13 protein-coding genes are annotated in these 15,607 nt (G+C 57.1%); 11 read left to right on the top strand and 2 right to left on the bottom strand.

Features of this window, described 5'->3' with window-relative positions:
• The first annotated feature begins 158 nt into the window (after positions 1–158).
• The 7 genes from N037_RS04695 (at position 159) to lpxO (ending at position 7,380) form a co-directional block, all read left to right on the top strand.
• A complete protein-coding gene (locus N037_RS04695) occupies positions 159–1,679 on the top strand; it encodes a sugar ABC transporter ATP-binding protein (protein WP_032639417.1) in 1,521 nt (506 codons plus the stop codon).
• Positions 1,676–2,671, top strand: coding sequence for an ABC transporter permease subunit (locus N037_RS04700; RefSeq protein WP_032639419.1), 996 nt, complete (start codon positions 1,676–1,678; stop codon positions 2,669–2,671). The genes N037_RS04695 and N037_RS04700 overlap by 4 nt, the downstream gene beginning before the upstream one ends.
• 32 nt (positions 2,672–2,703) lie before the next feature.
• Positions 2,704–3,645 carry an ABC transporter substrate-binding protein gene (locus N037_RS04705; protein WP_021242935.1) on the top strand — a complete coding sequence of 314 codons (942 nt, stop codon included), beginning with the start codon at positions 2,704–2,706 and terminating at the stop codon, positions 3,643–3,645.
• 121 nt (positions 3,646–3,766) lie between these two features.
• Positions 3,767–4,453 (top strand): D-lyxose/D-mannose isomerase, encoded by a 687-nt coding sequence (locus tag N037_RS04710; protein WP_032639421.1) that lies wholly within the window; start codon positions 3,767–3,769, stop codon positions 4,451–4,453.
• A gap of 10 nt (positions 4,454–4,463) precedes the next feature.
• Positions 4,464–5,324 (top strand): ketose 1,6-bisphosphate aldolase, encoded by an 861-nt coding sequence (locus N037_RS04715; RefSeq protein WP_032639423.1) that lies wholly within the window; start codon positions 4,464–4,466, stop codon positions 5,322–5,324.
• Positions 5,324–6,328: a carbohydrate kinase family protein gene (locus N037_RS04720; RefSeq protein ID WP_023334195.1), complete on the top strand. Its 1,005-nt coding sequence runs from the start codon at positions 5,324–5,326 to the stop codon at positions 6,326–6,328. Before N037_RS04715 ends, N037_RS04720 begins: the two co-directional genes overlap by 1 nt.
• Before the next feature lie 143 nt (positions 6,329–6,471).
• Positions 6,472–7,380, top strand: a complete 909-nt coding sequence (gene lpxO / locus N037_RS04725; protein ID WP_023334194.1) for a lipid A hydroxylase LpxO — start codon at positions 6,472–6,474, stop codon at positions 7,378–7,380.
• A gap of 3 nt (positions 7,381–7,383) precedes the next feature.
• Here lpxO and N037_RS04730 read toward each other — a convergent pair whose 3' ends face one another.
• Positions 7,384–8,115, bottom strand: a complete 732-nt coding sequence (locus N037_RS04730; RefSeq protein ID WP_032639425.1) for a response regulator — start codon at positions 8,113–8,115, stop codon at positions 7,384–7,386.
• A gap of 256 nt (positions 8,116–8,371) precedes the next feature.
• Here N037_RS04730 and fdhF point away from each other — a divergent pair, with 256 nt between their 5' ends.
• The 3 genes from fdhF to N037_RS04750 all read left to right on the top strand — a co-directional run bounded on the left by fdhF (position 8,372) and on the right by N037_RS04750 (position 11,790).
• Positions 8,372–10,519, top strand: coding sequence for a formate dehydrogenase subunit alpha (gene fdhF, locus N037_RS04740; RefSeq protein ID WP_081706855.1), 2,148 nt, complete (start codon positions 8,372–8,374; stop codon positions 10,517–10,519).
• Between the two features lie 322 nt (positions 10,520–10,841).
• The gene (locus tag N037_RS04745; protein WP_023299102.1) at positions 10,842–10,994 is read left to right on the top strand and encodes a Hok/Gef family protein; all 153 of its coding nucleotides are present in this window, start codon (positions 10,842–10,844) and stop codon (positions 10,992–10,994) included.
• A 121-nt stretch (positions 10,995–11,115) separates the two neighbouring features.
• Positions 11,116–11,790, top strand: a complete 675-nt coding sequence (locus N037_RS04750) for a tetratricopeptide repeat protein (protein ID WP_023334189.1) — start codon at positions 11,116–11,118, stop codon at positions 11,788–11,790.
• Positions 11,791–11,870: 80 nt separating this feature from the next.
• Here the strand turns inward: N037_RS04750 and gltP are convergent, their stop codons facing one another.
• The gene (gene gltP, locus N037_RS04755; RefSeq protein WP_032639428.1) at positions 11,871–13,184 is read right to left on the bottom strand and encodes a glutamate/aspartate:proton symporter GltP; all 1,314 of its coding nucleotides are present in this window, start codon (positions 13,182–13,184) and stop codon (positions 11,871–11,873) included.
• Positions 13,185–13,607: 423 nt separating this feature from the next.
• Here gltP and acs point away from each other — a divergent pair, with 423 nt between their 5' ends.
• Positions 13,608–15,566: an acetate--CoA ligase gene (gene acs, locus N037_RS04760; protein WP_023334188.1), complete on the top strand. Its 1,959-nt coding sequence runs from the start codon at positions 13,608–13,610 to the stop codon at positions 15,564–15,566.
• Positions 15,567–15,607 lie beyond the last annotated feature (41 nt).

A 15,607-nucleotide genomic window follows, 5' to 3' on the forward strand; every position in this document is an offset into this window, starting at 1 on the left:
GCTGCCCTCACCCTGGCCCTCTCCCACAGGGAGAGGGAAAAGAGAAATGTGACGGCGATTAGCTATTCATAACTATGACAAATATGAACGGCTTCTGACATTTTGCATTTACGCACCTGTGATGAAGTGCAGATATCGGCATTCGCAGGAGATCCGCCATGAGCAGAACCCCGGTATTAGAGATGCGCAGCATTGCCAAAACGTTTGGCAGTTTCCACGCGCTCAAGGGTGTGGATTTGACGGTCTTTCCCGGTGAGATCCACGCGCTGATGGGTGAAAACGGCGCGGGAAAAAGCACGCTGATGAAAATTCTCGCGGGGGCCTATACCGCCACCAGCGGCGAGATCCTGATCGACGGTCAGCCGTTTCACATTAAAGGGCCGAAAGATGCGCTGGCCGCTGGCATTACCCTGATTTATCAGGAGATGCAACTCGCGCCCAATCTGACCGTTGCCGAAAATATCTTCCTCGGCAGCGAGCTGTCGCGCGGCGGGATGGTGCAGCGCAAAGAGATGGCCGCCCAGGCGCAGGCGGTGATTGACCGCCTCGGGGCACAGTTCAGCGCCACCGACCTGGTAATGAAGCTGACCATCGCCGAGCAGCAGCAGGTGGAAATTGCCCGTGCGCTGCACCGCAACAGCCGCATTCTGGTGATGGATGAACCCACTGCCGCCCTCTCCTCGCGGGAAACACACCGCCTGTTCGAACTGATTTTGCGCCTGCGCGACGAAGGGATGGCGATCATCTATATCAGCCACCGGATGGCGGAAGTGTATGAACTCTCTGACCGCGTCAGCGTGCTGCGCGACGGGCAATACGTCGGCAGCCTGACGCGCGACAAGCTGAACGCCTCCGAGCTGGTGCGCATGATGGTGGGCCGCCCGCTAAGCGACCTGTTCAACAAGGAGCGTGACATTCCTCTCGGCAGCCCGCGCCTCAACGTCCACCACCTCACCGACGGCAAAAAAGTACAGCCGTGCAGCCTGCAGGTACGTTCCGGCGAAATCGTCGGGCTGGCGGGTCTGGTCGGGGCCGGACGCTCCGAGCTGGCACAGCTCATCTTCGGCGTGCGTAAAGCCACCGGCGGCATGATTGAGGTCGACGGCGAGCCGGTGGTAATCCACTCCCCGCGCGCGGCCATCGAAAACGGCATCGGTTTTCTCACCGAAAACCGCAAGGAGCAGGGGCTGTTTCTGGAGCTGGCGGCGCAAGAGAACATCACCATGGCGACGCTGGAGCGTGACGCCACCTTCGGCATGTTAAACCGAAAAAAAGCCCAGTCCATTTCCGATGACGCCATTGCCCTGCTCAACATCCGCGTGCCGCATTCTCAGGTGCGCGCGGGCGGGCTGTCCGGCGGTAATCAGCAAAAGCTGCTGATCTCCCGCTGGGTGGCCATCGGCCCGCGCATTCTGATTCTGGACGAACCCACGCGCGGCGTGGACGTCGGCGCGAAAAGCGAGATCTACCGCATCATGAACCAGATGGCGCGCAAAGGGGTGGCGATTTTAATGATCTCCAGCGAGCTGCCGGAAGTGGTAGGGATGAGTGACCGGGTGTACGTGATGCGCGAAGGGAGCATTGCGGGCGAGCTCCATGGGCGCGACATCTCTCAGGAAAACATCATGACGCTGGCAACCGGCGTGAACGACACTCATCATCAGGCGGTGCAACCATGACACATTCAACCAGTCCGCAGCAGGTGGCGAAATCCGCCTCCGCAAAAAAAATGCTGATGAGCGATCTGATGCAAACGGTCGGTATCCTGCCGATTCTTATTCTGATTGTGGCGGTATTTGGCTTTATCGCCCCGAACTTTTTCACCGAGAGCAACCTGCTCAACATCACCCGTCAGGCGTCGATCAACATCGTACTGGCGGCGGGAATGACCTTCATCATCCTGACCGGCGGGATTGACCTCTCCGTCGGCTCGATTTTGGGCACCACGGCGGTAGCGGCGATGGTGGTCTCGCTTATCCCTGAATTTGCCATGCTCTCCATTCCGGCCGCGCTGATGCTCGGCATGGTGCTGGGCCTGTTCAACGGCGCGTTGGTGGCCTTTGCCGGGCTGCCGCCCTTCATCGTGACGCTCGGCACCTATACGGCGCTGCGCGGCGCGGCGTATCTGCTGGCGGACGGCACGACGGTCATTAACTCCAACATCAGCTTCGAGTGGATCGGCAATAACTACCTCGGCCCGATCCCGTGGCTGGTGGTAATCGCGCTAGCGGTCATTGCTATCTGCTGGTTCATCCTGCGCCGCACCACGCTCGGCGTACATATCTACGCGGTGGGCGGCAACATGCAGGCGGCGCGACTGACCGGCATTAAGGTCTGGCTGGTGCTGCTGTTTGTCTACGGTATGAGCGGCCTGCTCTCCGGCCTCGGCGGCGTCATGAGCGCCTCGCGCCTCTACAGCGCCAACGGCAACCTCGGCACGGGCTATGAGCTTGACGCGATTGCGGCGGTGATCCTCGGCGGCACCAGCTTTGTCGGCGGGATCGGCACGATCACCGGCACGCTGGTCGGCGCGCTGATCATCGCCACCCTCAACAACGGCATGACGCTGATGGGCGTCTCCTACTTCTGGCAGCTGGTGATCAAAGGGGCGGTGATCATCATAGCGGTGCTGATCGACAAATACCGTACCCGACACCATCAAAGTACATAACAACAACACCCTACAGCTTCGAGGAAAACAATATGCGTTTGAAACCCTTAGTGACCGCGCTCTGTGCTGGCGCGCTGCTTGCCGCAACGCCGTTTGCGCAGGCAAAAGATCTGAAGTCCATCGGCGTGACGGTGGGCGACCTGGCTAACCCGTTCTTCGTGCAGATCACAAAAGGTGCCGAGCTGGAAGCGCGCAAGCTGGCTGGCGATAACGTCAAGGTGACGCTGGTCTCCAGCGGGTACGATCTGGGCCAGCAGGTGGCGCAGATCGACAACTTCATCGCCGCGAAGGTGGACATGATCATCCTCAACGCCGCAGATTCCAAAGGGATCGGCCCGGCGGTGAAGCGCGCGAAGGACGCCGGGATCGTGGTCGTGGCGGTTGACGTGGCGGCGGAAGGGGCCGACGCGACCATCACCTCCGATAACACCCAGGCGGGCGAAATGGCCTGTAAGTACATTACCGACCGCCTGAAAGGCAAAGGCAACGTGGTGATCATCAACGGACCACCGGTCTCTGCGGTGCAAAACCGCGTGGAAGGCTGTCAGACGGAATTCAAAAAACATCCGGATATCAAGGTACTCTCGGATAACCAAAACGCCAAGGGCAGCCGTGAAGGCGGTCTGGAAGTCATGACCTCCCTGCTGGCGGCCAATCCGAAGATCGATGGCGTATTCGCCATTAACGATCCGACCGCGATCGGTGCCGATCTGGCCGCGAAGCAGGCGCAGCGCAACGAGTTCTTTATCGTCGGCGTGGATGGTTCGCCGGACGGTGAGGAAGCGCTGAAGCGCGAAAACTCCCTGTTTGTCGCAACCCCGGCGCAAGATCCACAGGTGATGGCGGCAAAAGCGGTGGAGATCGGCTATGACATTCTACAGGGCAAACCTGCGCCGAAAGCGCCGGTGCTGATCCCGGTGACGATGATCGATAAAAAGAACGTCGGGACCTATAAGGGGTGGACGGTTAAGTAACCCCGGTGCGGCCTGATGCCCTCACCCTAACCCTCTCCCACGGGGAGAGGGAACTTACTCCCCCTCTCCCTTGAGGGAGAGGGCCGGGGTGAGGGGGTGGCATAAAACTCAAGGAGTCCCCATGAAACGCTCCGACATCAATGAAATCCTCGGCCACACGCGGCAGTTCTTTTCCATGCACGACGTGCATCTCCCGCCGTTTGCCAGCTTTCCGCCCACAAAATGGCAGCAGCTTGACCAGGCCTCGTGGCAGGAAGTGTTCGACCTCAAGCTCGGCTGGGACGTGACGGCGTTCGGCGGCAACAACTTTGCCGCTGAGGGCCTGACGCTGTTTACCCTGCGCAACGGCTCGCCCAACGGCGTGCCGTATGAAAAAAACTATGCTGAAAAAATCATGCACGTGCGGGACGGCCAGGTCACGCCGATGCACTTTCACTGGCGCAAGCGTGAGGACATCATCAACCGGGGCGGCGGGAACCTGATTGTAGAATTGTGGAATGCCGGTGCACATGAAGAGACGGAAAACACCGACGTGACGGTCACCGTCGACGGCTGCCGTCAGACCCACGCGCCCGGCAGCCAGCTGCGCCTCACGCCAGGGGAAAGCATCTGCCTGACGCCCGGTCTGTACCACAGTTTCTGGGGCGAACGCGGCTTCGGCGACGTGCTGGTTGGGGAGGTGTCATCGGTCAATGACGATGAACACGACAACCACTTTTTGCAGCCCGTTGCCCGCTATAACAACATAGAAGAAGACGAACCGGCGCTGCTGGTGCTGTGCAACGAGTACAACCTGTTTCGGATATAAGGGGTGAATGATGCCATTGATTTCTCTTGCCGACGGTCTGGAGCACGCCAGGGCGCATCGCTATGCGCTGGGCGCGTTTAACGTGCTCGACTCCCACTTCCTGCGCGCGCTGTTCGCCGCCGCGAAGCAGGAACGCGCGCCGTTTATCATCAACATCGCCGAAGTGCATTTTAAGTACGTGTCTCTGGATTCGCTTGTCGAAGCGGTTAAGTTCGAAGCCGCCCGTCACGACATTCCCGTGGTGCTCAATCTCGACCACGGCCTGCATTTCGAGGCGGTGGTGCGCGCCCTGCGCTTAGGGTTCAGCTCGGTGATGTTCGACGGCTCTACGCTGAGCTACGAGGAAAACATTCGCCAGACGCGGGAAGTGGTGAAGATGTGCCACGCGGTCGGCGTGTCGGTGGAGGCGGAGCTGGGTGCGGTCGGCGGGGATGAAGGCGGCGCGCTGTACGGGCACGCGGATGAGGCCTTCTTTACCGACCCGCAGCTGGCGCGCGAATTTGTCGATTCAACCGGCATTGACGCGCTGGCGGTCGCCATCGGCAACGCGCACGGCAAATACAAGGGCGAGCCGAAACTCGATTTCCCGCGCCTGGACGCCATTCGCCAGCAGACGGGGCTGCCGCTGGTTTTACACGGCGGCTCCGGGATTAGCGATGCCGACTTCCGCCGCGCCATCGAGCTGGGCATCCATAAAATCAACTTCTATACCGGCATGTCGCAGGCCGCGCTCGCCGCCGTTGAGCAGCGCATGGCGAACCGCCAGCCGCTGTACGATGAATTTGCCGAGCTGCTGCTGGGCATTGAAGAGGCGATTACCGATACGGTCGCCGAACAGATGCGCATCTTCGGCAGCGCGGGGAAAGCCTGATGGAACGTAAAGGGATCATTGCCGCAGGCAACATGCTGGTGGATCACGTCCACCAGATCGTGCAGTGGCCGGAGCGCGGCTGGCTGGCGGAAATCACCCACAGCGAACGCTCCACCGGCGGCGCGCCGCTCAACGTCCTGCTGACGCTGGCAAAAATGCACGTTGGCCTGCCGCTGCAGGCGGTGGGGCTGATTGGCGAAGACGGCGACGGGGACTACATTCTGGCGATGCTCGACCAGTACCACGTCAACCGCCAGCGCGTACAGCGCACCACCTTTGCGCCAACCTCCATGTCGCAGGTGATGACCGACCCCAGCGGGCAGCGCACCTTTTTCCACTCGCCGGGCGCCAACCGTCTGCTGGATCTTCCCGCCTTCGATCGTTTAGACGGATCGATGAAGATCTTCCATCTCGGCTACCTGCTGCTGCTCGACAGTCTGGATATGCCGGATGACGAGTTTGGCACCCGCAGCGCGCGGCTGCTGGCGCAGATGCGCGACCAGGGATATGAAACCTCGCTCGATCTGGTGTCCCGCAAGGGCGACCCGCGCTACCAGCCGCTGGTGCTCCCTGCCCTGCGTCATCTGGATTATCTGGTGATTAACGAACTCGAGGCCGGTGAGTTTAGCGGACTGACAATGCGTGACGATAACGACGCCCCGCACGTTGCCCATATCGCCGACGCCGCCGCGCAACTGTTGGCGGCCGGCGTCCGCCAGCGGGTAGTGATCCACTGTCCGGAAGGGGCATGGGGAGAAGCACCCGGTGAAGAGGGTCGCTGGATCCCGTCATGGATGCTGGAGCAGGAAGAGATTATTGGCAGCGTCGGCGCGGGCGATGCCTTCTGCGCAGGCTTTTTATACGGCTGCCATGAATCGCTCCCGCTGACAGAGAGTATTTATCTGGCGCACGCCTGCGCGCGCGCAAGTCTGCTGGCCGCCAATGCGATTGACGGCGCAAAAACGCTGGCCGAGCTGCAGGCGTTTATTCGCGAGAGCGTTTAATTTAACAATAATTGCGATTTTTCATTACAATTCTATGAATTTTACATTCCCAAACTACACTCTCTCCATCTGGCATATTCGGCGTGGGCAGCACTCTGTCCGCATACTTTTCCGAAATGAGATAGAAAGAGGACAAGGGAAAAATGTTCGCAGCAATCATCATCGGTATTTTCATTATCAGCGTTATTTATGCGCATTCACGCGGCAAAGAAAAACAGACGCTTTCCCGTCAGCTCTTCGACCATTCAACGTTCATGGCACCCATCAATATGTTTATGACGGCGTTTTCTTCCCTGCCCGCCAGGCAGCCTTTCTTTGAAACAGAACGCTTCCCGGAATTAAATAAGCTGACGGAAAACTGGCTGGTTATTCGCGAAGAGGCGCTGCGTTTGCAGCATCATATTAAGGCGGCGGAAAATAATAACGACGCTGGCTTTAACACCTTTTTTAAACGCGGCTGGAAACGTTTTTATCTGAAATGGTATGCCGATGCCCATCCCTCCGCGCAGTCTTTATGCCCGGTGACGACCCGGCTGGTGAGTGAAATCCCCTCGGTGAAGGCGGCCATGTTTGCCGAGCTGCCGGCGGGTGCGAAGCTTGGCAAGCACCGGGACCCGTACGCGGGCTCGGTTCGATACCATCTGGGCTTATTCACACCGAATGACGATCGCTGCTTTATTGAAGTCGACAGGCAGCGCCACAGCTGGCGGGATGGTGAAGCCGTTATTTTTGATGAGACCTACGTCCACTGGGCAGAGAATAAATCGGATCAAACGCGCATTATTCTCTTCTGTGATATTGAGCGTCCCATGAAATGGCGCTGGGCGCAGGCGGTTAACCATTGGGTGGGAACCACGCTGATGTCTGCAGCCAGTTCACCGAATGACGAGAATGACAGCACTGGTGGCATTAACCGCATCTTTAAATACGTTCATGCGGGCCGCGAGCGGGGGCAGCGTCTGAAAAAAAGAAACCGTAAGGCCTATTACGCCCTCAAGTATCTGTGCATCGTTGCCATCTTTGCCGCCATTATTGTTCCGGCGATAACGTAAGCCTTATGCCGCCTGTTCGGGCCGGCTCACATCGGTGGCAAACACGTAACCCAGCCCGCGGATGGTTTTGATGAGCGCAGGCTGATGCGGATTAGCCTCGATCTTCCGGCGAAGGCGCATGATCAGCACGTCAATCGTGCGGTCGAACACGTCCGCGCTTTCGCTGTGGGTCAGCTCAAGCAGACGATCGCGGCTCAGCACCCGGCGGGCATTCTGCGTGAGCGCCAGCAGCAGGCCGTACTCACCCTGGGTTAAGGGCACGGTATTCCGCTGCGGATCGCTCAGCTCGCAGCGGGTGGTATCAAGCGTCCATCCGTTAAAAGCAATGCCCGCAACGGGCAGCGCGGGGGCGTCTGCAGCAAGCACGCCGGTACGGCGCAATACCGCTTTCACGCGGGCGACCACCACGCGCGGGTTGAACGGTTTGCCAATATAATCGTCGGCCCCCATCTCCAGCCCTACCACCACGTCTGACTCACTGCCCAGCCCGGTTAACATCACAACCGGTAGCGCCGGTCGCAGCTTTTGCAGCTGCAGCAGAACCTGCAGGCCGTTGATATCCGGCAGCATCATATCCAGCAGCACAAGCGCGATATTCGGCTCCTGCTGTACCTGCCGCAGTGCATCCTGGCCGTTATGGCAGACAAGCACGCTAAAGACGTGCTCGCTCAGCACGTCCTGAAGCAGTTCGCAGACTGCCGTATCGTCATCAACCACCAGAATCGCCGGTTTCATCGTATGCTTCCGTCAGGGGATTATGTTAAGTCTGAACCATTCTGCCGTCGGCTCCAGTCAAATGGTTTTTTCAGTGACGGAAATTCAACCCATGTCACATCCGCTGCCCTGTCGACACGTCAATTTTGACGATTGGCTGTTTTTTGTCAGGGTTTTCACCACAAAGGGGCCGTAAAGTCAGGGTATACCCATACGAAAAACATGGCATAGAAGCTGCATAGTGGGTGCGAATGATTCGATTAACTGGAGCAGACTGATGAAAAAAGTCGTCACGGTTTGCCCTTATTGTGCCTCAGGTTGCAAGATCCACCTGGTGGTCGATAACGGCAAAATCGTCCGGGCGGAGGCCGCACAGGGGAAAACCAACCAGGGCACGCTATGCCTGAAAGGTTACTACGGCTGGGATTTTATTAACGATACCCAAATCCTCACCCCGCGCCTGAAAACCCCTATGATCCGCCGCGAGCGTGGTGGCAAGCTGGAAGCCGTCTCCTGGAGTGAGGCGCTGGATTACGTCGCTACGCGCCTTAGCGCCATCAAGGCCAAATATGGCCCGGATGCGATTCAGACCACCGGCTCTTCACGCGGGACGGGGAATGAAACCAACTATGTGATGCAAAAATTCGCGCGCGCCGTTATTGGAACCAATAACGTCGACTGCTGCGCTCGCGTCTGACACGGCCCATCGGTTGCAGGTCTGCACCAGTCGGTCGGTAACGGCGCAATGAGTAATGCCATCAACGAGATAGATAATACCGATCTCGTCTTCATCTTTGGTTATAACCCGGCGGATTCTCACCCTATCGTCGCGAACCACGTTATTCGCGCTAAGCAGAACGGGGCGAAAATTATCGTCTGCGATCCGCGCAAAATTGAAACCGCGCGCATTGCGGATATGCACATCGCGCTGAAAAACGGCTCGAACATCGCGCTGCTGAACGCAATGGGGCACGTCATTATTGAGGAGAATCTGTACGACCAGGCGTTTGTCGCGACCCGTACGGAAGGCTTTGAAGAGTATCGGAAAATCGTCGAGGGCTATACGCCAGAGTCGGTGGAAACAATCACCGGCGTCAGCGCGCAGGAGATCCGCCAGGCGGCACGGATGTATGCCGGGGCGAAAACCGCCGCCATCCTGTGGGGCATGGGCGTGACCCAGTTCTATCAGGGGGTGGAAACGGTACGTTCTCTTACGAGTCTCGCGATGCTGACCGGCAACCTGGGTAAAGCGCACGTCGGCGTGAACCCGGTACGTGGTCAGAATAACGTCCAGGGTGCCTGCGACATGGGCGCGCTGCCGGACACCTACCCGGGCTACCAGTACGTGAAGTTCCCGGAAAACCGCGAGAAATTCGCGAAGGCCTGGGGCGTGGAAAGTCTGCCTGAGCACACCGGGTACCGCATCAGCGAGCTGCCGCACCGCGCGGCGCACGGCGAAGTGCGTGCGGCCTACATCATGGGTGAAGATCCGCTCCAGACCGACGCCGAGCTGTCTGCGGTGCGCAAAGGGTTTGAGGATCTGGAGCTGGTGATTGTCCAGGATATCTTCATGACCAAAACCGCGGCGGCGGCGGATGTGATTCTACCGTCGACCTCCTGGGGCGAGCATGAAGGCGTCTATACGGCAGCGGACCGCGGCTTCCAGCGCTTCTTTAAGGCGGTTGAGCCGAAGTGGGATCTGAAAACGGACTGGCAGATCATCAGCGAAATCGCCACCCGCATGGGCTACCCGATGCACTACAACAACACTCAGGAGATCTGGGACGAGTTGCGCAGTCTGTGCCCGGACTTTTATGGGGCAACCTATGAAAAAATGGGTGAGCTGGGGTACATCCAGTGGCCGTGCCGCGACGAGTCTGAATCCGACCAGGGGACGTCGTATCTCTTTAAAGAGAAGTTCGACACCCCGAACGGGCTGGCGCAGTTCTTCACCTGCGACTGGGTCGCGCCGATCGATAAGCTCACCGATGAGTATCCGATGGTGCTCTCCACCGTGCGTGAAGTAGGCCACTACTCCTGTCGTTCGATGACCGGCAACTGCGCCGCACTGGCGGCACTGGCGGACGAACCGGGCTATGCGCAAATCAATACCGCCGACGCAGAGCGCCTTGGTATTGAGGACGAAGCGCTGGTATGGGTGAACTCGCGCAAAGGGCGAATCATCACCCGTGCGCAGGTCAGCGACCGTCCGAACAAAGGGGCGGTCTATATGACCTACCAGTGGTGGATTGGCGCCTGCAACGAGCTGGTCACGGAGAACCTAAGCCCGATAACCAAAACGCCGGAGTATAAATACTGCGCCGTGCGCGTGGAGCCGATTGCGGATCAGCACGCGGCGGAACAGTACGTGATCGACGAATATAACAAGCTGAAAGCCCGACTGCGCGAAAGCGCAATGGGTTGACGTCGTTAATTCATCAATGAATAAAGGGAGTGAGATATTCACTCCCTTTTTATTTCTGCTTAACCTATCAATAATATCAATTATTATTCTGGAAAGCGGCTCGCAGAAATAATGTAATTTTCGCGAAAAAGAATTACATCTTTGCATTTTAATTCAGAGGGATAAGATGTGCGGCGGGTGCTTAAGACTTTCTGTCTTGAGCATTGTTGAGGGACAGAAAGTAGAAAGCCCCGGGAAATTTTCATTTACCCGAGGCTACTCCCTCAACTCCGAACAAGTTGAGAGTAGCCTCTTATTCTTTTTTTGACAAGGAGTAAAAGGCATGACGCCATTAAAAACTGCGTTAGGCATCGTCTTTATTATTTGCCTGACGATAGTAATCTTTACCTTTATTACTCGCGGCAAGCTCTGCGAGTTTTCAATAAAGAGTGAGCATCAGGAGGTGGCGGCTAAATTAGCCTGCAACGCAGGCTAACCTCTGCGGGCGGAACGAAGGTTCCGCCCGGCTTGTAGGATGCTGAGGTCTTAATGCACCCATTTTTTTCTTCCGCCACCGCGATTATACTGCGCGGCGTGTACTCAGATGATAAGAATCCATGAAACCCATTTTTCTGTTGTTATTCTTTTTAACCTCGTTCGCCTATGCGGATGAGATCGGCAGCCAGTATCAGAAGCAGGCGGAAGCAGGCGATGCCCGCGCCCAGTATTATCTTGCTGATACGTACTTCAGTTCCGGTGACAGCAAGCAGGCAGCGCTTTGGGCAGAGAAAGCCGCAAAAGGCGGCGATGTTGATGCCATGGCGCTGTTGTCGCAAATCCACTTTACGCAGGGCGATTACGTACAGGCCAAAGCCCTGGCGCAGCAGGCAAACATTGCCGGCAGCAAACGCGGCGCAATCATGCTGGCGCGCGTGCTGGTGAACACCCAGGCGGGGAAAACTGACTATCCGCAGGCGATCAAGCTGCTGCAAACGGCGACCGAAGATATCGACAGCGACTCAGCGGTAGATGCGCAAATGCTGCTGGGCCTGATTTATGCCAACGGCGTTGAAGTGGTTCAGGACGACGCCCTGGCGGCATCGTGGTTTAAGCGTAGTTCATCTCTGTCACGCACCGGCTACGCGGAATACTGGGCAGGGATGCTGTTCCAGCAGGGCGAGAAAGGCTTTATCACACCCAATAAACAGAAAGCACTGTACTGGTTGAACCTGAGCTGCACCGAAGGGTTTGATACGGGATGTGAAGAGTTTGATGCGTTGAGCGGAGAATAAAGTGCCGGGTGGCGGCTTCGCCTTACCCGGCCTACAAAAACCGTAGGCCCGGTAAGCGCAGTGCCACCGGGCTTAACACATTACTGGTCAGCCGTCTTATCAAAACGACCCAGCACCTCGCGCTCATACGCCAGCGCTTTTTTACGATCGAATTTGTGTTCCCACTTGGCGATAACCAGCACGGCCAGCGCATTACCCACCACGTTCAGCGCCGTACGCGCCATGTCGAGGATACGGTCCACGCCGGCGATAAACGCCAGGCCTTCCAGCGGAATACCGACGCTGCCGAGCGTAGCCAGCAGCACTACGAAGGAGACGCCCGGAACGCCTGCAATACCTTTAGACGTCACCATCAGCGTCAGCACCAGCACGATCTCCTGCCACAGCGACAGGTCAATGCCGTACAGCTGCGCAATAAAGATAGCGGCGATGCTCTGGTACAGCGTCGAACCGTCCAGGTTAAAGGAGTAGCCGGTCGGTACCACGAAGCTGGTAATAGAGGCAGGCGCGCCGTAGGCTTCCATCTTCTCAATGATACGCGGCAGCACGCTCTCAGAGCTTGCCGTGGAGTACGCCAGAATCAGTTCATCTTTCAGGATATGAATCAGGATCCAGATGCTCAGCCCGCACAGGCGCGCCACGATCCCCAGCACCACCAGCGCGAAGAACAGGATGGCGAAGTGCACCAGGAGCACCAGCTTCGCCAGCGGCCACAGGGAAGCAAAACCGAAGTTCGCCACGGTGACGGCGATAAGCGCAAACACCCCTACCGGCGCGTAACGCATCACCATGTGGGTCACTTTAAACATGGTTTCAGAGATGGAACGGAACACGGTGACCAGCGGCTCGCGGTGCGTCGCCGGCAGAGAAGAGAGCCCCAGACCAAACAGCACCGAGAAGAAGATGATAGGCAGCATCTCGCCCTTCGCCATCGACGCCACGATGTTGGTCGGCACCAGCGACAGGATAGTGCCCATCAGGCCATGCGCGTGGCTCTGCACGTCAGCGGTCGTACTTTGGTATTTCGAAATATCCACCGTTGCCAGCTGCGACATATCAATCCCGGAACCCGGCTGGAACACGTTCGCCAGCGTGATACCGAGGATAATCGCAACCGTAGTGATCACTTCGAAATAGATAATGGTTTTCGCACCAATACGGCCTAACTGCTTCGCATCGCCGACGCCCGCAATACCGACCACCAGCGTCGAGATCACAATCGGCACCACGATCATCTTGATCAGATGAATAAAGATATCCCCTGCCGGTGAAAGCAGGTTCGCAATCAGCCATTCGCGGCTGTCGCTATGATAATGCAGGTAACTGCCCAGCAGGATGCCCAGCACAAGGGCGATTAAGATCTGCCAGGCAAGGCTGACTTTAACGTTTTTCATAGAAACTGACTTCCTCAATGAAGCGCCTTATTCACTCAAACTGCATGAACAGGGAGACATACTGAAAGGGTATGAATTGTGTTGCGTTGGTTTATGGGATTTTTTAACGCGGCGTATGAGTATCATTTGCGCGACCTGTTGCGCAAGCCTTAAAGAACGACGCGTTTCACTCACAAAAGCGACGATGACGGGAGTTTGTTCTAATTCTGATAAATAACCTTTTGTTATAAAAACGCTTTTTTAAACATAAATGTGAATAATCGTCAGCATAAATTATTTTCCTTCAAAGTTTCATTCGCTCGTTTTTCATACTCTTCAAACAATGCGTGATCTGTAGCCCAAATAATAAACAAAGCTTGTAAAGCCCCTACAATTAACGTTTTTGCGACATATTATTAACATCTTACAAGGAGAAAAAAAGCCATGAGCCAAATCCACAAACATGACATTCCCGCAAATATTGCGGACCGTTGCCTGATCACCCCGGAGCAGTACCACGAGAAATATCAGCAGTCCATCACCGCCCCGGACACCTTCTGGGGTGAGCAGGGCCATATCCTTGACTGGATCAAACCTTATCAGAAGGTGAAGAACACCTCCTTTGCGCCCGGCAATGTCTCTATTAAATGGTATGAAGATGGCACCCTGAACCTGGCGGCGAACTGCCTCGATCGTCACCTTGCCGAGCGCGGGAACGAGACGGCGATTATCTGGGAAGGCGATGATGCCTCCCAGAGCAAACACATTACCTATAAAGAACTGCACCGCGACGTGTGCCGCTTTGCCAACGTCCTGCTGGAAAAGGGCATTAAAAAAGGCGATGTGGTCGCTATCTATATGCCGATGGTGCCGGAAGCGGCGGTGGCCATGCTGGCCTGCGCGCGTATCGGCGCAATTCATTCGGTGATTTTCGGCGGGTTCTCGCCAGAAGCGGTTGCGGGTCGTATTGTCGATTCAAGTTCAAAACTGGTGATCACTGCCGATGAAGGCGTGCGCGCCGGGCGCGGTATCCCACTGAAGAAAAACGTCGACGAAGCGCTGAAAAACCCAAACGTCAAAACGGTCAGTAACGTCATCGTCCTTAAGCGGACCGGCGGCAAAATCGACTGGAACGAGGGGCGCGACCTGTGGTGGAGCGACCTGATTGAGAACGCGAGCGACCAGCATCAACCGGAAGAGATGAACGCAGAAGATCCGCTCTTCATTCTTTATACCTCCGGCTCCACCGGTAAGCCGAAAGGCGTCCTGCATACCACCGGCGGCTATTTGGTCTATGCGGCCACCACCTTCAAATACGTCTTCGACTACCATCCGGGTGATATCTACTGGTGTACCGCCGACGTGGGCTGGGTCACCGGACACAGCTATCTGCTGTACGGCCCGCTGGCCTGTGGCGCAACAACGCTGATGTTTGAAGGCGTACCCAACTGGCCAACCCCGGCGCGCATGTGTCAGGTGGTCGACAAGCATCAGGTCAACATTCTTTACACCGCGCCAACGGCGATCCGCGCATTAATGGCGGAAGGTGATAAAGCTATCGAAGGCACTGACCGTTCTTCATTGCGCATCCTCGGTTCTGTGGGTGAGCCAATCAACCCGGAAGCCTGGGAGTGGTACTGGAAGAAAATCGGCAATGAGAAATGCCCGGTGATGGACACCTGGTGGCAGACCGAAACCGGCGGCTTCATGATCACCCCTATGCCGGGCGCCACGCAGCTGAAGGCTGGTTCCGCAACCCGTCCGTTCTTCGGCGTACAGCCTGCGCTGGTGGATAACGAAGGCAACCCGCTGGAAGGCGCCACCGAAGGAAACCTGGTGATCACAGACTCCTGGCCGGGTCAGGCGCGTACCCTGTTCGGCGATCACGATCGCTTCGAGCAGACCTACTTCTCGACCTTTAAAAACATGTACTTCAGCGGCGACGGCGCGCGTCGTGATGAAGATGGCTATTACTGGATAACCGGGCGCGTGGACGATGTGCTAAACGTCTCCGGCCACCGTCTGGGCACCGCTGAGATTGAATCGGCGCTGGTGTCGCATCCGAAGATTGCTGAAGCCGCCGTTGTCGGTATTCCGCACAACATCAAAGGCCAGGCGATTTACGCTTACGTCACCCTGAACCACGGCGAAGAGCCGTCGCCAGAGCTTTACGCTGAGGTGCGCAACTGGGTACGTAAAGAGATTGGCCCGCTGGCGACGCCGGACGTGCTGCACTGGACCGACTCGCTGCCGAAAACCCGTTCCGGCAAAATTATGCGTCGTATCTTGCGCAAAATCGCGGCTGGAGACACCAGCAACCTCGGTGATACCTCAACGCTCGCGGATCCTGGCGTGGTGGAAAAACTGCTCGAAGAGAAGCAGTCCATCGCAATGCCTTCCTAGTGTTTTCTCCCTCTCCCCGCGGGAGAGGGCCGGGGTGAGGG

The organism is Enterobacter sp. EGD-HP1 (assembly GCF_000733275.2).
Lineage (GTDB): Bacteria > Pseudomonadota > Gammaproteobacteria > Enterobacterales > Enterobacteriaceae > Enterobacter.